Below are 16598 nucleotides of genomic sequence, written 5' to 3'. Positions count from 1 at the left end.
ATCAACCAGTCCACTGCTTTTTACTCCCTTTCAGGGGTTTCCCGGGCCTGGGATAGAACAATTGCTGATCCGAAGTGAAATCCAGCTTCATTCACATTGTTGGGTAACTTCAGTATTCCCTGTCCCGATCGGCAGGTAAATTACGGTCTGATCATGATTGATCGCAGGTGGTTTCGTTCTGGAGCAAAAACCGAAGATCAGGAAAAAAGCCAGGCGGGATTCCCTTGCCCCATCCACCTTTGCTCAGATGCTTGCCTGCAGGGTGACGCTCTCAAGCATGGCCTGGCAGGACGGGCAGAACCATCGCTTTTTCCGATCGAGGTCATCAAGGGTCAGAGGAGGGAACATGATGCACCGGGAATCATCGCAATGTTCGAGCATGAAGAGGTGCCCGATCTCATGAGCACTCTCCTTGACCAGGCGGTCAACGAGATCCTCCTCGTTTTCCGGGAGGTCATAAAATCTATTGTCGAGGCGGGCCGTTGAGACCACGGCAACGAGAGAGCGGGGGCGGGAGAGCCCGAAGAGAGAGGTCACTCCTGCGGTGAAGAGATCGGCTCCGCAAACGAGGAGTATCGGATTCATGACTGCTCGCCGCTGCCTGAAAATCCCCAGAGAATCAAGGACCGCATGGGCATCGGTCTGGTTCCGGGAACCGTCATAACCATTCAGGATGAGGGGGTTTGGTCGGACCTGCGCCGGGAGTGCAAAAAGATCCCCGATACAACGTGAGACAGGAAGGCCGAGACCGCTGGGTGCACCGGAATCCCAAAAAATAAGGAGATCCATTACCATGTACTCACGATGGGCGCCAATAAATATATTGAACAGACCATCGGCGCCTGGATAGCGGCCCGGTACCGGTCAGCGGCTGAAGTGGGGGTTGGAGAGAATGATGCCGCAGCCCGTGCAATAGTCGCTGCCGGGGGGTCCGTTATCTGTACCGATATCAGGCAGCCGAGAAGGGCCCTGGCGGCTCCCGTTGTTATCGATGATATTTTTTCTCCCGATCCGGCAGTATACAAGGATGTCGAGGTCGTATACGCCATCCGCCCGGCGGTAGAGATGGTGCCGGCCTTGATCATGCTCGCCCGGCGCATCAACTGCGACCTGATTGTGTACCACCTTGGGTTTGAGACATACGGGGACGGTGGTGAAATCATCGACTGCGGTGTAGCCCTCCACCGCTACCACAGGTGTCAGAACCCATCGAAGAGGGTCTTTTGAGATCTTCTATCCTTCACTTCCACATCCGGGCGTGTATCGGCCTGTTCCTGCCCGCCGCCTTGATTTTCACCCCGTTCCTGTGCGGGTGCGGTGTCATGCGTGCGTTCCGTTCCCTTCCTGGTGGCAGCGGACTTCCTGCGTTCCGCTCTCTCGGCCGTTTCCCGCTCCTTCTCCAGCCTCTTCTCTTCGTCATAAAGAGTTTTTACCACTTTTGCGGACCGCGTCTTATCATGGATGAGGAGGTTCAGCTCATCGGCATCGAGCGAGAACTCCCGCGCAAACTCTGCAGGGTCACGGTCGGCCAGGGCTGAAACCGTCGGGAGATAGCGATCGCGGAGCGAATGCTGGGACATGTGCAGGCCGGAAGAGACCTTATCGAGCATCCCGGTGCGGATTGCCTTCTGTTTCCGGTAACTACCCATCTTTTTCCAGCGTTCAGGGGCTTTTATCCGGGTATGGATGCCAGAACCTCCCGCTGCTTCAGAGACCCCGAGAACCATCAACAACGTGGCGTATCGCCATAGCGTATAATACTGGTGACGGTAGGTAAGCCCGATGTACTCATCGGAACGCGCCAGGTACTGGTACGCCCGGGAGACCCGATTGCCCTCGCCGATCTGACCGATGTTAGCCTCGATCCACTGGGCAAGGGTGTCAGGCGTCTCATCCACTTCGTACGAGATCTTCATGAGATCCTCGCCGCCAGTCTTTCCGAAGATTGCGGCCACTAGATCAAAAACCGTTGACCGCCTGTCCTTTTTTGATGATGAGAGATCGGCCTCCACAAGAGCCTGTCTTCCGATGGCAGCGGCTTGCAGCATGGTGATGGCCGCTCGCATATCACCTTCCGCTGCCACGGCTATTGTTTCCAGGGCTGCATCATTACACGAGAGATGTTCACTGCTGCAGATGAACCTGAGGCGGGGTATGATCGACCGTGCGGGAAGGGCGCGGAACTGGACCGGGTCGCACCGGGACCGGATCTCCACCGAGATCTGGTAGAGATCATTGGCGACAAGGATTACCGGCTGGCGGGCCGTCCTGATCACCTCGAGGATTGCCCGGGCTCCGCCACGGTCTGCTGTTCCATGGAGGTTGTCTGCTTCGTCAAGTAAGATGACTTTCCGCCCGGCACCACTCAGGCTGCCGGTCTGGCTGCTCGTGCCGGCGATACGCAGGATTATATCCCGAGTCCGCTGGTCGCTGGCATTAAGCTCGATGATCTCCCAGTTTAAATCGGCAGCAAGTGCGTACACGCTCGACGTCTTGCCGGTGCCCGGTTTCCCATAGAGGATCAACGGCCGGCTTTCCCTTGTCCAGGTCTGCCCCCAATCCACCATCTGGCGTAGGGCGGTGCTGTTGCCGACCAGCTCTTTCACGTGCTTCGGGCGGTATTTCGACGCCCAGTCCATGCCTATCTCTTCAACGGTGTATCAAATAAATTATCTCTGATGATGCCGAATGGATAGTAAGAACCGGATTTCGAGGATTCCATGCCAGTACAAGACTGCTCCACCGCGAGAATTGCCTCTGTGGTCAGGGAATACGAAGGTGTAAAGAGGAAACATGCTATTGGCGCGATGGTTCGGGCTATCAGGATCGATGCTCCGGAAGTCATCGCGTCGTTCGGGGAGGACGCAGCCGTCATCGAGCATGGAGATGAGGTACTCCTCCTCGCTGCCGATGGCATCTGGAGCCGTCTCATGGAGGCCGACCCGTACTGGGCCGGCTACTGCTCGGTTCTGGTCAACATTCACGATATCGCCGCCATGGGAGGAAAACCGCTTGCCATGGTCGATGTCCTGTCCATCTCCGATCATCGCATCCAGGATGAGGTACTTGCCGGAATGCATGATGCTTCACTCCAGTTTGGGGTACCAATTGTCGGTGGACACCTCCATCCCGACACCCCGTATAGCGTCATCGATGTGGCCATACTCGGCATCGCTCCCAGGGATGCAGTCATCTACAGCCACACGGCCCGCGACGGGGACGCCGTTATGATTGCCATCGACCTCAACGGGCGCGTCCATCCGTCCTGTGCTCTCAACTGGGATTCGGTTACCATGAAGTCAGCAGGTGAAGTGCGTGCACAGGTGAGCCTCATGCAGGAACTGGGGAAGGCCCATCTCATGACCGCCGGAAAGGATATCAGTAACCCGGGAATGATTGGGACACTCGGGATGCTGCTTGAAGTCAGCGGGAAAGGGGCGGTAATCGAGCTCGAGCGGATCCCAAAACCTGACCTCGCAGCGAACTATATGACCTTCGAACAATGGATTCGGATATATCCCGGCATGGGATTCGTTCTCACCGTCCCCGAGGAAAACACCAATGAAATCCATCGTCAATTCGCCAGTGTCGGTATGAGCGCGGAGGTCATAGGTTCGGTTGATTCGACCAGGAAACTTCAGGTTGTGTATGCCGGAGAGAGCTCACCGGTTTTTGACTTCTCCAAGAACGGGGTCATGCGACTCTACTCCGATGACGGGTCACGCCTGTGAGGACTATCGGGATTGGAATTGCCGGAGATGCAGAGAAGGTTATCAGGAGTATCGCCGGATCTTTGAGCGGGGTTGCCCTTTTCGCCTACATACAGGACGATACGATCACCCTCCCCCCACGCTCCGGGATCAGAATCAGAACCTGCAAAGACCCCGCCGGTACACTCGTTGCCGATCTCGTGGACGGGCGCATTGATGCCGGTGTCCGCGGGACTTTGCCGGCAAACGAGACACTCTCGGCATTGAAAGCTGCATGCGGAGTGCAGCGCCTTGAGCGGGCTGCGCTTCTGGAAACAGCCGGGGGTGCACGTTTTTTTCTCGCTCCGGTCGGTGTTGATGAGGGGTGGGAAATTGGTGAGCGGATCGAACTTGCCAGGAAAGCACAGGCGATGGCGGTGCGATTTGGTCTTCCGGAAAGGATTGGCGTCCTGTCTGGAGGGCGATCCGGGGATATCGGACGACACCCAGCCGTCGACCGGAGCCTTGCCGATGCAGAGCTCATCGCACGGATGACCGGAGGAGTCCACTACCAGATCCTCATCGAGGATGCGGTACGGGACTGCGGGGTCATCATTGCTCCTGACGGGATATCAGGAAATTTAATCTTCCGTACGCTCATCTTTCTGGGATCGGGTCGTGGGCATGGCGCACCGGTCCTTAATATCGGCAAGATTTTCGTGGACACCTCGCGCGCAACACCGGACTACGCAAATGCAATAAGGCTGGCATATATGCTTTCAAAATAGAATCCAAATAAGATGCAGGCTTATTATTCCTTTCAGGATATGTAATGGGGTTTATTTCCAGATGGAGAGCGTCCTGTAAGGCACATTTCCACAGATTGGTCCAAAGTGATTCCCAATAGGCTATTGCAAGCAAATTAGGTCATAATTCGCGAAATGTTTAAATATTTCCTGATATACTTTTGTTTTGAGGTAATATTATGGCAGATTTACCTATTGCTGCAGTTGTGAGAATTGCCAAGAAGAATGGTGCTGAAAGAGTCGGTTCCGATGCAGCTGCCGCCCTTGTGGCAAAGGCGGAAGACTACATTGCAAACCTAACCAAGGAAGCAAACAGGCTCGCACTCCACGCGGGCAGGAAGACAATCAAGGAAGAGGACGTAGAACTTGCGGCTAAGTCCGCATAATCACACTATCCCCTTCATAATCCAACCGCAGCAGCCTCAAGGTGGCATCAAACATCTTTTCTCAACACCCTGATAGCGGTAGCCTTTGTTCATTTTCTCCAATCCTGAGCGCCATGCAGAGGTGCATTGCATAAACATTTTTAACCCTTCCACAAACCCTTTATTCACCCTCGTTACGAGGGAGCAGGGGGTTGATGAACAGGATGGGGCCGGCAATGTCGGAAAAACCAGACCGGACATATTCTGTTCCCGATACACATACACGGCCCGGAACAGGCTCACATACGTATCATTCACAAGCTGCTCAGGCCAGCTTCTCAATTCTGGTCGAAGGACCAGGCATGCCTGATTCGGAGCCCCTTTTTCAGGATATCTATCCTCTCCTGACATCTTCGGACAGGGAGATACGGATGATGGCGATAACCGCTCTCGGTACCTCCGGTGACCATCGCGCGGTGGAGCCGCTCTTCCGCGCCTGCATGGACGAGGATGACCTGGTGAAACATGCAGCCTATGAAGCCCTGACTGTAATTGCGGCAAAATTGCGATAAGAAGAAGGCGGCCCGTCTTTCCAGGTCGTTTTAAAGGACTCCTTTTGTGCTCGGTATATCGCTTATTCCTTCAACGATTTGGACAGCCCCGGAGAGGGCGATCCCGAATGCTTTGAAGACAGCTTCGCACTGGTGGTGATCATTGCGTCCATGGAACAGGATGTGTGCATTCAGCCCGGCTTTCGTGCACAGGCTGTGAAAGAAATGTTCGAAGACGTCATTTTCAATGCCTCCGATTTTCTTTGCCGAGAAACAGCCCTGATAGACGAGATAACTTCGCCCGCCGCAATCAAGGGCAACGGTTGCAAGGGATTCATCCATTGGCACGATGGCATGAGCAAACCGCCGGATACCTCTTCCGTCTCCCACTGCCTTCCTGATGGCTTCACCGAGCACGATTCCCAAGTCCTCCACTGTGTGATGCGCATCAACATGCAGGTCTCCTGTCGCAGTGCAGGTGAGATCAAAGCGTCCATGCCGCGTCATGGCTTCGAGCATGTGATCGAGGAATGGAAGGCTGGTGTTTATGGCTGCGATCCCAGTCCCTTCAAGAGCCAGCCAGACCGAGATGTCCGTCTCCCTGGTTGTCCGTGAAATTTCACCGATCCTCATCTGCTGCCTCCAAGGCGGCGCACAGGGAGAGCTTTCCCGAGTAGAGCGCAGAGCCCAGTACTATTCCATGGGCGCCTATTACTTTTAATGCTTTGATATCACCGGGCGAGGTGATCCCCCCTGCAACGACAACGGGTATCGAGACCGAACTGATCAGCCGGGAAACGGGAGAAGGAGATATCCCTTCCTGTCGCCCTTCAACATCGACATTGGTATAGAGGAGGAAGCCTGCTCCCTGCTCCTCGAAGCGTTTTGCCCAGTCAATGTAGTCGCCGGCGGTCTTTTCCCATCCCTCCACCGCGATCTTTCCCTGGCGTGCATCGACTCCGGCCATAACCCTCTTACTGCCGAAGGTATCGGCAAGCCGCGCAATCAGGTCCGGTTCCCTGACGGCACCCGTACCGATGATGACCCGCTCTACACCGAGGTCGAGCCATCCGACCGCATCCTCGAACGACCGGATACCTCCTCCCAGCTGGACAGGGATCCCCAGCTCTTTAATCATCTCCCGGAGCACTTCGGCATTGCACCGGGAATCACCGAACGCCCCATCGAGGTTGATGACATGGAGGTGCCGGGCGCCCTCCAGCATCCACCGACGGCCACAAGCAGCCGGCGTCCCGAAATCTGTTGCCGTTTCCCTCTTTCCCTGGACCAGCTGGACACAGCGGCCACGGAGGATATCAACGGCAGGAAAGACGTACATATCAGGGGATGATCCGTTCGATAGAGATGACCAGGATGTCGCGGGCACCGGCGCGTTTCAGGCGGTTGATGAGACCATAGACCCGTTCTTCGCCCACAACAGCATGGACGGCCACCAGGTCTTCGCGTGAGGCAACATCCATGACCGTCGGGCCGGAGAGACCGGGGAGCAGGTTCCTGATCTCATCGAGGCAGGATCGCTGCGCGTTCATCATCAGGTAACACTGGCCCCTGGCCCGGAGAACACTTTCAAGGGCAAGCACAATCTCATCGGCCTTTTCTCTCTTGTTTCGGTATGCATTCCGGTTCGCGATCAGGATGGTGCTGGTGGTGAGAACTTCAGCCACCACTCTGAGCCGGTTTGACCTGAGAGTCTCTCCCGAGCTCGTCAGATCAAGGATGGCATCGGCAATGCCAAGATGGGGGGTAACCTCGCAGGCACCGCCGACCGGAACGATTATGACCGGGATATTCAGCCCGGAGAAATACCGGGCCGCAATCCGGGGGAACTCGGTTGCAATCTTTGCCCCCGTAAGTTCTCCTGGCGCCCTGATCGGGGACTCGTCCCGCACGGCAAGCACGAGGGTAGCCTTCCCAGTGCGGAGATCCAGAAGTTCCTCGACATCCACCTCCCGTTCGCGCACCATGTCCCGGCCGGTTATCCCGAGATCGGCAGCACCGTTTGCCACGTATTCGGGGATATCGATAGGGCGGGCAAACAGCACTTCGATATGTGGATCTGGGGTCCGCGATATCAGGCGCCGATCCCCCTGGTCGAGGAGATGGAGGCCGCTCTTTTCCATCAGGTCGAGGATGGGGCCGGCAATCCGTCCCTTGTTGGGAATGGCAAGCCTGACGAGCGGTTCGAAAGATCCATTCCCAGGGGAACCGGGTACTTCAGAAAGTTCGGACTTCGCCACGGATGATCTTCTCGGTCATGCAGGTGATGTCTGCAAGCCCTGTATCAAGAATTGCTTCTATATCACTTTTGACCGCACTGAGTCTGGAACCGGGTTTCATGAGGACCTGGACGCTGGCAACCAGAGGCTGGTCGATGGGCTTCCCAATCTGCGAAAGGAGCCTGATGTAAATCTCTTCGATGCCCTCGACTTCCCTGGCGCACTGCTGGGCAAGCTCTGTGGAGAGAAGATTGTATATCTTCCCGATATGGTTGATGGGATTTTTCCCGCTCGTTGCCTCCATGCTCATGGGGCGGTTGGGGGTGATCAACCCGTTACAGCGGTTGCCCCGCCCGACTGAGCCGTCATCTCCCATCTCTGCAGAGGTCCCGGTGACGGTCAGGAACACACTTCCCGTATCGATATCGTCTGCGGTATTGACATCAATCACCACCTTCCTGGTGGTGAACATCTTTGCCACCCTTCCCGCCTCCTCTTTCAGTACTTCTTTGTACTCGAGATATTCTGGGAGACCTGAACAATACCGGTCGACGATGGCACAGGCAAGGGTCAGGGTGATGGTCTTGCCGTCCCGAAGCCCCATGATCTTGATATCCTGCCCGATGGCTGGAACCTTCGGCCGAAGAGTGGCATCGATAAAATCGCTCACCTCGCGGACGATGGTTTCTGTTTCAGAGAACGGCGCGTGTCCGACACCAAACGATGTGTCGTTTGCCCGCGGCGTGGTTTCCTGGCAGGGTTTAAATACATCCCTTAGATCGGTCGATCCCGTTCCCATGCGGCAATCAATGATGATGTCCCGTTCAAGATTCAGGTTGGTGAGGGTGGTCCTGAGGTAATTCCGGGCAGCCTCCAGGGCGATGGCATCGGTCGGGATATGAATCCCATTGAACTGTTTCGTGGCGCGGCCATCGAGAAGCATGTATATCGGCCGGATTACCTTTCCGCCCCCGTATTTTGGACGGGATTCTCCCGCGACAATTTCTCCCTGGTCGGTGTTGTGGTGGAGTACAGCCCCGCACTCTTCAAGATACGCCTGTGAAAGTGCACGGCTGATCGACTCTGCGACACCATCGGCAAGGCTGTCAGGATGGCCGATACACTTTCGCTCGACAAGCTCGATCTCCTGCTGTTCGAGCGGTATCTGCTGCAGGGCCTCCACTTTGATATTCCGCTTCATCAGGTCTCAAGTCTCCCGCTGCTGTTAATCATAATACAGACGATGGGAAATCATTTAATCATTCCTTTTGGCGACTATCGAGGAGGATGATATAAATGGTCAGGAGAACCGGGTTCTGGATAATTGCCCGCTTTTACCGTTCCCTGACAAAAAACCGTCGCCACCCTCGCTTTTTTTGGGGTTCTTCAGGTTCGGGCTCCCTAGAACGTTGGGGCGGGGGCGGGATATGACCTTCCTGGAATGGTACATCCTCGTGCCTGGTATGCACCCTTGTCCCACAAAACGGACAGAAATTTGCCATAGGCGGGAGTTTTTTCCCGCAATGGAAGCAGAACATGATTACTGCCGTCTCTTTTTGCTCCGGTGATCCATCGGGCAATGGTTTTGGGGCGGACGGGGCCGGTGCGAGCGTTATCTCGCGGGAAGGGGCAGGATATGCCTGCTCGCCATACCGGGAATCAGCTTGATATGGGAGAACGATGGTATCCGACAGGGCACGGGTTTCAGGGGGGATTGATGCCGTCTTTCCAGCCCGTTCCGCCGGTCCTTGCACCGTTGATTCGGTTGTTCCGGGCGCGGCATGTGCCAGGAGATGCACCCACTCCTCAGCTTCCGGCTCACGTTCCCTGCCGATATGGACGAACGTCATTTTCATTAAGCGGATATCGTCATCAGCCGTCCGGACCGAGAGGACGATAACCGGCTCATGCAGCGGGCTCTCTTCAAGGTATGAAGAGAGGATTGCATCCACGGGAATCTCTTTTGCCGTCACCCCCGAGTTCCGATCGATCTGATCGATGAGAAAGAAGCGGCGGTTGGTAAGATATGCCTCGAACATGAATTTTTTGATCTGGATGTCGGAAGAACAGACCCGGAGTTCCTCTCCCGGATAGAGATACCGTTCTGCACCCACGGGCTCTTCGGCAACTGCAGGATCCTGTGCATCAAACTGGGTGGTATCCATATTATATCCCCGAAACGTACTCTCTTTTTTGGGTTTTCTGGCATAAATTGTTTCAGGAGGATGGAGGTTTGCTCATCCCCTCATCGGGTGTAGAAATATCAGATCAGTTTTCTGATGAGGGCAGGTATCTCTGAAGGACGGGAGGCGACCGGGACCCCCATCGCCGTGAGCCGCTCTATCTTCGACCTTGCGTCCCCTTCCCCGCCTTCGATGATTGCCCCGGCATGTCCCATCCGTTTTTCGGGCGGGGCTGAGATCCCGGCAATATAAGCTGCAATCGGTAAATCCGTCGAGCTGGCCCCCTCTTCTTCGAGAGAGCCGCCGACCTCGCCAATCAGGACCACCGCACGGGTCTGTTCATCTTCTTCAAACTTTTTGAGCACATCGGTAAAGGTCTGCCCGATAACCGGGTCTCCCCCGATTCCTACGATGGTGCTCTGCCCGAGCCCGGCCCGGGTGAGTTGGTCGACGATCTCATACGTCAACGTTCCACTCCTGGAGATCACCCCGATGTGTCCGCGGGAGGAAAGATGGAACGGCATGATTCCCATCTTGACCTCGCCGGGAGAGAGGAGCCCCGGGCAGTTGGGACCGATAACAGTGCAGTCGTTCAGCTTCGCAAAGGAGATGGCCCGCATGCTGTCGTGAACCGGGATATGCTCGGTAATGGCGACAACGAGTGAAAGGCCGGCAGAGGCGGCCTCCATAATCGAGTCTCCGGCAGCAGAGGCGGGTACGAAAATGATTGCAGCCGACGCATCCTGTTCTTTGAGGGCGTCACGGACAGAGTTGAAGACCGGGACACCGACGACTTCCTGGCCTCCTTTTCCGGGAGACACGCCCGCGACAACCCCCCTGCCGCCAACCATCCGTGCATAATCGTTGATGAGGGAGATATGAAACGCACCCTGTTTCCCGGTCGCCCCGGCCACGATGATGCCCGTCTGCTTGTCGCCGTAAATCATTGCACCATCTCCACCGCAGCGCGCACCGCTGCCTCCATGCTGTCGAGCATCCAGTACCCGCACCCGTCAAGAATCCTTCGCCCTTCCTCTTCGTTTGTACCGGCGAGCCGGACAATCACCGGCTGGCGGATCCCGGCATTTATGATGCCTCGCGCTACATCGTCGCACCGGGTGATGCCCCCCAGGAGGTTGACCACGATCACTTTGACCGAGGGGTCTGATGCGACCAGGCGGACAGCATGCATGACCCGGTCCTGGTCCGCGCCGCCACCAACGTCAAGGAAATTTGCGGCCTTCCCATGGTAGTATTCGATCAGGTCGAGGGTAGCCATGGTCAGTCCTGCACCGTTTCCGATGACCCCGATAGATCCCGAAAGCTCCACATATGAGAACCCATGCCGCTCCGCCTCGCGCTCCCGTTCGGTCAGATCCCGGTTCTGGGTGATTCCCTGGCGTCCGAGAGCATTGTCATCGATGATCAGCTTGGCGTCTGCAGCAACAGGGCCCCCGGGAGTGGTAACCAGGGGGTTGATCTCTGCAAGAAGGGCGTCCCGGGTGAGAAATACCTGGTAGAGGTTCTGGATGATCGGACCGAGCTCTTTTGGTGCGGATCCCAGGAGGTTCCTCAGCATGAACGCTGGTATGCGGGAGAGCAGGAGGGGTATGGAGGATCTCCTGATGGCACCGGGATTCTCCCGTGCCAGGGTCTCGATATCCACCCCGCCGGACTCGGTGAAGAGGATTAGCGCCTGTTTTGATGAACGGTCAACGGCAATGCTGGCATAGTACTCATGGGTGATTGCCAGGCGTTCCTCGATGAGGATCTCCCTGACCGGGACTCCCCGGATCGTTTTTCCGAAAAGTTCCCCGGCGATCTTCTCCCCGTTTGTCCGGTCGGCCATGAGGATGCCCCCAGCTTTCCCGCGCCCCCCGACTTCGACCTGTGCTTTCAGGACAAACTCGGAAGGAAGGTTGTTGGAAACGCCGGTAAATTCCTTGGGCGATCGAATAATAAATCCCCGGGGGACCGGAATGCCATGTTCTGCAAAGATTGCCTTTGCCTCGTATTCCAGCAGTTTCATTCGCACTCCACCTGTTGGGCCAGTTCAAATCCTTTTTTCATCGCTTTCAGGTTCAGTTCCTCAGTTCCCTTTGGTACCGAGTCGAGTATGGCTTTCTCAATCGCCTCGCGGCTCACAACTCCGGTAGCCGCAACCAGCGCCCCAATCATGATGATATTGGCCACGATTTCCCTGCCAAGGGCTTCACGTGCAACCTTGGTGGCAGGAATGTCGAAACAGCGGCAGGTCGGACGGGTATGTACCAGGCTTGAATCCACCAGCATGATCGCCCGTTCACCTGCCGAAACGCCGTACTTCTCGAACCCTTCCTGGGACATGATCACGTATACGTCAGGGGAGGTTACCTTGGGGAAGAGCACCGGCTCATCGTCAATTATGACTGCACTCATCGATGCTCCGCCCCGTGCTTCAGGGCCGTACACCTGGGTCTGGACAGCGTATTTGGCATCGTACATCACCGCAGCCCGGCCAACGATGACCGCAGCGAGGATGATACCCTGGCCTCCGAAACCGGAGAACCTGATCTCAGTTCTCATTTCCGGACCCCCAGCGCGGGACGGTTCCGTCGGGCCAGCTCCCCGATGATGAACATGTCGTCCGGTATCTCCTTCCCCTCCCCGCGCATCCGTTCCGCCTTCTGGACCAGGAGAGCGTGGGATTTGAAGTATTCGATCTGGTCTGCAACCTGGCGGAATTTATTTCTTCTTCCGTAATTTGTCGGGCATTGTACCAGGGCTTCGATGAAGGAAAAGCCGGGATTCGCAAGACCGGCCCTGATGGCGAGAAGGAGCTCTCTGACATGGTAGGAGGTGTACCGTGCGACATAGTTCGCACCGGCTGCCGCAGCAAGGCCGCACAGGTCGAAGGCCGGCTCGGCAGATCCGTATGGTGTGGTGGTGGAGAGTGCCCCAAACGGTGTGGTAGGGCTTCCCTGGCCGCCGGTCATACCATAGATCATGTTGTTCATGCAGATGACCGTGAGATCGATATTCCTCCTGCAGGCGTGGATGAAGTGATTTCCCCCGATTGCGGCAAGATCCCCGTCACCGGTGAAGACGATGACCTTGAGGTCGGGGTTCGCCATCTTGATCCCTGTAGCGAAGGCGAGGGCCCTTCCGTGCGTGGTGTGCAGGGAATCGGTGACAATATATCCCGGTGCCCGAGACGAACACCCGATACCGGAAACAAAAACGGTCTCGTCTTTTTTCCAGCCCATCTGGTCAACAGCGGAGAGCGTGCAGTTTATAACGGTCCCGTTACCGCATCCCGCACAGTAGATATGAGGAAGCCGATCAGCCCGTAACCACTCGTCAAAGGTCATACCAGCTCCTCCACGAGAGCGACCAGGTCCGACGGATTGTGGAGTGCACCGCCAAGCTTTGGGACAGGGACAACCGCCCGGTCGGTATGCCGCTCTATCTCCCGCGCCATCTGCCCCAGGTTCAGTTCTGGTACGATGAATGTTTCTGCATTGGGGAACCTGGAGAGCATCGACTCGGCAAACGGCCAGACCAGTTTCAGCCTGAGGTGCCCGATATCATCGCGGTGGAGATCATGGAGCACCTGTTCCACTGCCCGAGATGGGGCTCCGTACGATATGAACACAACCCGTGCATCGGGATTGACTATGTCGCAGGACACGATGGCGTCCCGGGCAGATTCCACCTTGTCCACCAGGCGCTTTACCAGGGATTCATGCACGGATGGGCTCGTTGTGCAGGGATATCCCCGTTCATCGTGGGTAAGCCCGGTTACATGTACGCCGTATCCCTTTCCGAACGCCGGAAAACCGGGAATCAGGTCGTCATCGGCCCTGAAGGGAAGATTCCCCTTTCCCAGGAGTTTTCGCTCTTTTCGGACGACCATATCGGGTATCAACAACCTCTCCCTCATGTGACCGATGATTTCATCGGCCATCACGAAGACCGGTATCCTGAACCGGTCTGCAAGGTTGAATGCCTCTGCCGTGAGGTCATACATTTCCTGCACACTGGCGGGAGAGAGGGCGATCACGCTATAGTCACCGTGAGAACCAAACCGGCACTGGAACATATCGCCCTGGGCAGCCAGGGTAGGCTGCCCGGTTGAAGGACCTCCCCGCTGAATGTTCACCACAACGCAGGGGGTCTCGGTCATGACCGCAAAACCGATGTTTTCCATCATCAGCGAGAAACCGGGTCCGCTGGTTGCAGTCATGGCCCGTGCGCCGGTCCAGGAAGCTCCTATGACCGCTGCAATACCCGCGATCTCATCTTCCATCTGGATGAAAACCCCCCCCATCTTCGGGAGCTTCGCTGCCATATGCTCGGCAATCTCGGTTGATGGGGTGATGGGATACCCACCGAAGAACCGGCAGCCCGCAGCGAGCGCTCCCTCTGCACAGGCGGTATTCCCCTGCATGAAATCAATACGGCTCAATATTCAACCGCCACCTTCATTGGTTCACAGGGGCCTTCCTCTTCCCAGGATATTGCCTGATCGGGGCAGATCATCTGGCACATCCCACAGAGCGTCCGTCCGTACAGGCGCTGCAGCCGGCAGTTTGCACACCGTTCGGGCCGGTCCAGTTCAGGGACGATGACTCCCCGCCGGTTTGCTTTCGTTCCGGGCTTGAAAATCCGGTAGGGGCAGACCAGGGTGCAGAGGTTGCAGCCTTTACATCGGTTCTCATCGATTACCAGTCTCATGCGAGGATCCTGTATCTATGTGGTATATCGGCTGTCGAATTGTAATTTTGCTTCACGCTCCACCTTCCCAAAGAGGTCTCCGCCTTGCGAATCGATACCCACGACCAGCGGGAGACGGTCGGCTTCGATAATCCAAATCGCCTCGGCCATTCCCAGGTCTTCATGAAATACCCCACGAAGCGTCATCCGGGATGCTGCAAGCACGGCGCAGCCCCCGGTCAGCGCGAGGTACACCCCCCGGCCCAGTAACTGATCGACTACTCCGCCACCCATCCCCCCCTTGCCGATCAGGGCACGAACACCGGCATCAAGGAGAAATCCCGTCAGCCTGTCCAGCCTCGCGGAAGTCGTCGGTCCCGCAGCCAGGACGCGGGACCCGCTGATGATCGGCCCGCAGTGGTATACCGCAGCCCCTACGGGATCGAAGGGGATTCCGTCTTCCATCATTCTCAGGTGCGCTTCATCCCTGGCGGTATAGATAGTCCCTGAAAGGACCACCTGGTCTCCGGCCCGGAGGTTGAGGACATCACTGGAAAGGGGAGTTTTAAGGTGGACAGGGATCACCAGACAACCTCCCGCTTTGCTCTCCTGGCTGCCCAGCACTGAACGTTCACGGCGACCGGCAGCGAGGCGGTATGGCAGGAGGCGGTCTTCACCTTCACGGCAAGAGCGGTGGTCTTCCCGCCGAGTCCCATCGGACCGATCCCGAGTGCATTCACCGCATCGCAGAGTTCATGTTCAAACGGATCCATGCGATCAATCGGCTCGAGGAGTGCCTCTTTGGCAAGGGCAGCCACACCATCGAAAGTCCCACCGATTCCGACCCCCAGTATGACAGGGGGGCAGGCCTTGCCACCGGCAACAAGCATGGTCTCTGCAACGAACCGGGTGATCTGGTCCTTCTGGGTAGGGAGGAGCATTACCAGGCGTGACATGTTCTCGGCACCGGCACCCTTGGGCAACACGGTTACCTCCAGGCGGTCTCCAGGACGAATATGGATTGCCGGCATTCCCGGGCCGGTATTATCACCGGAATTCTGTCGTTTCAGGGGATGGACCGCGTTCGGCCTGAGAGGGATATCATGAGTGGCCTTCCTGACCCCGTCGGCCACAGCCTCCAGCAGACCTGCCGTGAGCGGTATTCCCGGGGGAATGGTGAGATATACCACCGGGACTCCGGTGTCCTGGCATATCGGTACACCCAGACGTCCGGCAAGGCTGATATTCTCGAGAATGCGTCCCAGTTCCTCCCGAGCGATGTCGCTGGTCTCGTTTTCTGCGGCATGCCTCAGCGCAGCAATGACGTCGGGGGGCAGCCGGATTTCCGCCTCGCGGAGCGCCTGGCAGGTTGCGTCTGATACAGCTGCTAACAATTCCTCTCCGGACGGGGGAAGCATCATTAGGAGTGAGGAGATGAACTCTATAATTATTTCCATCTATGGCAGCCGTTCGGGGAAAAAAGATGAGGAATGGTAATTATTCCGGTGGATGCCCTGTGACAGGAGCGGGGGCAGCAACCTTCTCGATGGTAGCGATATACGAAGGGGAAGGGAGTTTATGGCCCCCTGCCTTCAGGGCAAACTTCGCCTTGTCTGCATACTGGGGCAGGGTATAGGTGGTAAAGACGATCTGGTCCTTCTCGACCCGTGCTGCGGTCCCGACGGCTTTGCCAAAAGCGAGCCGCATACCCTCAGAAACACGGTCCGCACCCGCACCGGTGGCCTGCTTGTTCTCGCGCAGTACATGGTGAGGGAAAACGCGGAGCTTTAAATGGAAGTTCATCCTGCCGACTTCTTTCAGCAGTTTCCGGTTGATGCTGATGCGGGCTGCTTCCAATGCCGTGTGCCGTATCTGGCAGGTCTCTTTGACAATCAGGTTGACTTCGACAGGGAATTCCTGCGAGAGATTCCCCATGTCAAACTGGACGATCTTGCTTCCCGGGATACCGCCCATATATTCCCGCCTTGTATAGGCCCGCTTCGAAACATTCCTATACATCTTGCCTGGTTTTCGTACCATGATATCTCATTCCTGGAATCGATCCCGACAGG

At 56.7% G+C, this 16598-nt stretch carries 21 protein-coding genes; 5 read left to right on the top strand and 16 right to left on the bottom strand.

Features of this window, described 5'->3' with window-relative positions:
• Positions 1 to 243: 243 nt before the first annotated feature.
• The gene (locus tag IPI71_08860; protein QQR70747.1) at positions 244 to 789 is read right to left on the bottom strand and encodes an archaemetzincin family Zn-dependent metalloprotease; all 546 of its coding nucleotides are present in this window, start codon (positions 787 to 789) and stop codon (positions 244 to 246) included.
• Between the two features lie 15 nt (positions 790 to 804).
• Between IPI71_08860 and IPI71_08855 the strand changes: the two genes are divergently transcribed.
• Complete coding sequence (locus IPI71_08855) at positions 805 to 1227, top strand: hypothetical protein (GenBank protein ID QQR70746.1); 423 nt, start codon at positions 805 to 807, stop codon at positions 1225 to 1227.
• Here the strand turns inward: IPI71_08855 and IPI71_08850 are convergent.
• Positions 1200 to 2639 carry a replication factor C large subunit gene (locus IPI71_08850; protein ID QQR70745.1) on the bottom strand — a complete coding sequence of 480 codons (1440 nt, stop codon included), beginning with the start codon at positions 2637 to 2639 and terminating at the stop codon, positions 1200 to 1202. The genes IPI71_08855 and IPI71_08850 overlap by 28 nt on opposite strands.
• A gap of 81 nt (positions 2640 to 2720) precedes the next feature.
• Here IPI71_08850 and IPI71_08845 point away from each other — a divergent pair, with 81 nt between their 5' ends.
• The 4 genes from IPI71_08845 to IPI71_08830 all read left to right on the top strand — a co-directional run bounded on the left by IPI71_08845 (position 2721) and on the right by IPI71_08830 (position 5432).
• Entirely contained in the window at positions 2721 to 3731 is a 1011-nt protein-coding gene (locus IPI71_08845) for a methanogenesis marker 2 protein (GenBank protein QQR70744.1), read from the top strand.
• Positions 3728 to 4477: a methanogenesis marker protein Mmp4/MtxX gene (gene mtxX, locus IPI71_08840; GenBank protein QQR70743.1), complete on the top strand. Its 750-nt coding sequence runs from the start codon at positions 3728 to 3730 to the stop codon at positions 4475 to 4477. Before IPI71_08845 ends, mtxX begins: the two co-directional genes overlap by 4 nt.
• 197 nt (positions 4478 to 4674) lie before the next feature.
• On the top strand, positions 4675 to 4881 hold the full coding sequence (locus IPI71_08835) for an NFYB/HAP3 family transcription factor subunit (protein QQR70742.1): 207 nt from the start codon (positions 4675 to 4677) through the stop codon (positions 4879 to 4881).
• Positions 4882 to 5222: 341 nt separating this feature from the next.
• Entirely contained in the window at positions 5223 to 5432 is a 210-nt protein-coding gene (locus IPI71_08830; protein QQR70741.1) for a HEAT repeat domain-containing protein, read from the top strand.
• 30 nt (positions 5433 to 5462) lie between these two features.
• On the opposite strand, the gene hisB is transcribed toward IPI71_08830, so the two are convergent.
• The 14 genes from hisB to IPI71_08760 all read right to left on the bottom strand — a co-directional run bounded on the left by hisB (position 5463) and on the right by IPI71_08760 (position 16566).
• Positions 5463 to 6044, bottom strand: coding sequence for an imidazoleglycerol-phosphate dehydratase HisB (hisB, locus tag IPI71_08825; GenBank protein QQR70740.1), 582 nt, complete (start codon positions 6042 to 6044; stop codon positions 5463 to 5465).
• Complete coding sequence (locus IPI71_08820; GenBank protein ID QQR70739.1) at positions 6031 to 6750, bottom strand: 1-(5-phosphoribosyl)-5-[(5-phosphoribosylamino)methylideneamino]imidazole-4-carboxamide isomerase; 720 nt, start codon at positions 6748 to 6750, stop codon at positions 6031 to 6033. Before IPI71_08820 ends, hisB begins: the two co-directional genes overlap by 14 nt.
• Position 6751: 1 nt before the next feature.
• On the bottom strand, positions 6752 to 7669 hold the full coding sequence (locus tag IPI71_08815; GenBank protein ID QQR70738.1) for an ATP phosphoribosyltransferase: 918 nt from the start codon (positions 7667 to 7669) through the stop codon (positions 6752 to 6754).
• Positions 7647 to 8849, bottom strand: a complete 1203-nt coding sequence (locus IPI71_08810; protein ID QQR70737.1) for a methionine adenosyltransferase — start codon at positions 8847 to 8849, stop codon at positions 7647 to 7649. Before IPI71_08810 ends, IPI71_08815 begins: the two co-directional genes overlap by 23 nt.
• Before the next feature lie 133 nt (positions 8850 to 8982).
• A complete protein-coding gene (locus IPI71_08805; GenBank protein ID QQR72005.1) occupies positions 8983 to 9498 on the bottom strand; it encodes a zinc-ribbon domain-containing protein in 516 nt (171 codons plus the stop codon).
• A 413-nt stretch (positions 9499 to 9911) separates the two neighbouring features.
• On the bottom strand, positions 9912 to 10778 hold the full coding sequence (sucD, locus tag IPI71_08800) for a succinate--CoA ligase subunit alpha (GenBank protein ID QQR70736.1): 867 nt from the start codon (positions 10776 to 10778) through the stop codon (positions 9912 to 9914).
• On the bottom strand, positions 10775 to 11860 hold the full coding sequence (locus IPI71_08795; GenBank protein QQR70735.1) for a succinyl-CoA synthetase subunit beta: 1086 nt from the start codon (positions 11858 to 11860) through the stop codon (positions 10775 to 10777). Before IPI71_08795 ends, sucD begins: the two co-directional genes overlap by 4 nt.
• Positions 11857 to 12396: a 2-oxoacid:ferredoxin oxidoreductase subunit gamma gene (locus IPI71_08790; protein ID QQR70734.1), complete on the bottom strand. Its 540-nt coding sequence runs from the start codon at positions 12394 to 12396 to the stop codon at positions 11857 to 11859. Before IPI71_08790 ends, IPI71_08795 begins: the two co-directional genes overlap by 4 nt.
• Positions 12393 to 13181, bottom strand: coding sequence for a 2-oxoacid:ferredoxin oxidoreductase subunit beta (locus tag IPI71_08785; GenBank protein ID QQR70733.1), 789 nt, complete (start codon positions 13179 to 13181; stop codon positions 12393 to 12395). Before IPI71_08785 ends, IPI71_08790 begins: the two co-directional genes overlap by 4 nt.
• Positions 13178 to 14260: a 2-oxoacid:acceptor oxidoreductase subunit alpha gene (locus IPI71_08780; GenBank protein QQR72004.1), complete on the bottom strand. Its 1083-nt coding sequence runs from the start codon at positions 14258 to 14260 to the stop codon at positions 13178 to 13180. Before IPI71_08780 ends, IPI71_08785 begins: the two co-directional genes overlap by 4 nt.
• A 14-nt stretch (positions 14261 to 14274) precedes the next feature.
• Positions 14275 to 14547 carry a 4Fe-4S binding protein gene (locus IPI71_08775; protein ID QQR70732.1) on the bottom strand — a complete coding sequence of 91 codons (273 nt, stop codon included), beginning with the start codon at positions 14545 to 14547 and terminating at the stop codon, positions 14275 to 14277.
• A gap of 15 nt (positions 14548 to 14562) precedes the next feature.
• On the bottom strand, positions 14563 to 15111 hold the full coding sequence (locus IPI71_08770) for a fumarate hydratase C-terminal domain-containing protein (protein ID QQR70731.1): 549 nt from the start codon (positions 15109 to 15111) through the stop codon (positions 14563 to 14565).
• Positions 15108 to 15947 carry a fumarate hydratase gene (locus tag IPI71_08765; GenBank protein ID QQR72003.1) on the bottom strand — a complete coding sequence of 280 codons (840 nt, stop codon included), beginning with the start codon at positions 15945 to 15947 and terminating at the stop codon, positions 15108 to 15110. The genes IPI71_08770 and IPI71_08765 overlap by 4 nt, the downstream gene beginning before the upstream one ends.
• A 76-nt stretch (positions 15948 to 16023) precedes the next feature.
• Positions 16024 to 16566 carry a 50S ribosomal protein L16 gene (locus IPI71_08760; GenBank protein QQR70730.1) on the bottom strand — a complete coding sequence of 181 codons (543 nt, stop codon included), beginning with the start codon at positions 16564 to 16566 and terminating at the stop codon, positions 16024 to 16026.
• Between the last annotated feature and the right edge of the window lie 32 nt (positions 16567 to 16598).

Source organism: Methanolinea sp. (assembly GCA_016699325.1).
Taxonomy (GTDB): Archaea; Halobacteriota; Methanomicrobia; order Methanomicrobiales; family Methanospirillaceae; genus UBA9949.
The sequence above is the reverse complement of the archived record's forward strand: the minus strand, read 5'-3'. Positions and strand labels throughout refer to the sequence as shown.

Coding starts and splice junctions, on each gene's coding strand:
- IPI71_08795 (QQR70735.1), bottom strand. CDS start 11,860: ATGAAACTGCTGGAATACGAGGCAAAGGCAATCTTTGCAGAACATGGC.
- IPI71_08855 (QQR70746.1), top strand. CDS start 805: ATGGGCGCCAATAAATATATTGAACAGACCATCGGCGCCTGGATAGCG.
- IPI71_08760 (QQR70730.1), bottom strand. CDS start 16,566: ATGGTACGAAAACCAGGCAAGATGTATAGGAATGTTTCGAAGCGGGCC.
- IPI71_08845 (QQR70744.1), top strand. CDS start 2,721: ATGCCAGTACAAGACTGCTCCACCGCGAGAATTGCCTCTGTGGTCAGG.
- IPI71_08835 (QQR70742.1), top strand. CDS start 4,675: ATGGCAGATTTACCTATTGCTGCAGTTGTGAGAATTGCCAAGAAGAAT.
- IPI71_08765 (QQR72003.1), bottom strand. CDS start 15,947: ATGATGCTTCCCCCGTCCGGAGAGGAATTGTTAGCAGCTGTATCAGAC.
- hisB (QQR70740.1), bottom strand. CDS start 6,044: ATGAGGATCGGTGAAATTTCACGGACAACCAGGGAGACGGACATCTCG.
- IPI71_08790 (QQR70734.1), bottom strand. CDS start 12,396: ATGAGAACTGAGATCAGGTTCTCCGGTTTCGGAGGCCAGGGTATCATC.
- IPI71_08850 (QQR70745.1), bottom strand. CDS start 2,639: ATGGACTGGGCGTCGAAATACCGCCCGAAGCACGTGAAAGAGCTGGTC.
- IPI71_08805 (QQR72005.1), bottom strand. CDS start 9,498: ATGACGTTCGTCCATATCGGCAGGGAACGTGAGCCGGAAGCTGAGGAG.
- IPI71_08780 (QQR72004.1), bottom strand. CDS start 14,260: ATGCAGGGGAATACCGCCTGTGCAGAGGGAGCGCTCGCTGCGGGCTGC.
- IPI71_08860 (QQR70747.1), bottom strand. CDS start 789: ATGGATCTCCTTATTTTTTGGGATTCCGGTGCACCCAGCGGTCTCGGC.
- IPI71_08820 (QQR70739.1), bottom strand. CDS start 6,750: ATGTACGTCTTTCCTGCCGTTGATATCCTCCGTGGCCGCTGTGTCCAG.
- IPI71_08775 (QQR70732.1), bottom strand. CDS start 14,547: ATGAGACTGGTAATCGATGAGAACCGATGTAAAGGCTGCAACCTCTGC.
- sucD (QQR70736.1), bottom strand. CDS start 10,778: ATGATTTACGGCGACAAGCAGACGGGCATCATCGTGGCCGGGGCGACC.
- IPI71_08785 (QQR70733.1), bottom strand. CDS start 13,181: ATGACCTTTGACGAGTGGTTACGGGCTGATCGGCTTCCTCATATCTAC.
- IPI71_08810 (QQR70737.1), bottom strand. CDS start 8,849: ATGAAGCGGAATATCAAAGTGGAGGCCCTGCAGCAGATACCGCTCGAA.
- IPI71_08830 (QQR70741.1), top strand. CDS start 5,223: ATGCCTGATTCGGAGCCCCTTTTTCAGGATATCTATCCTCTCCTGACA.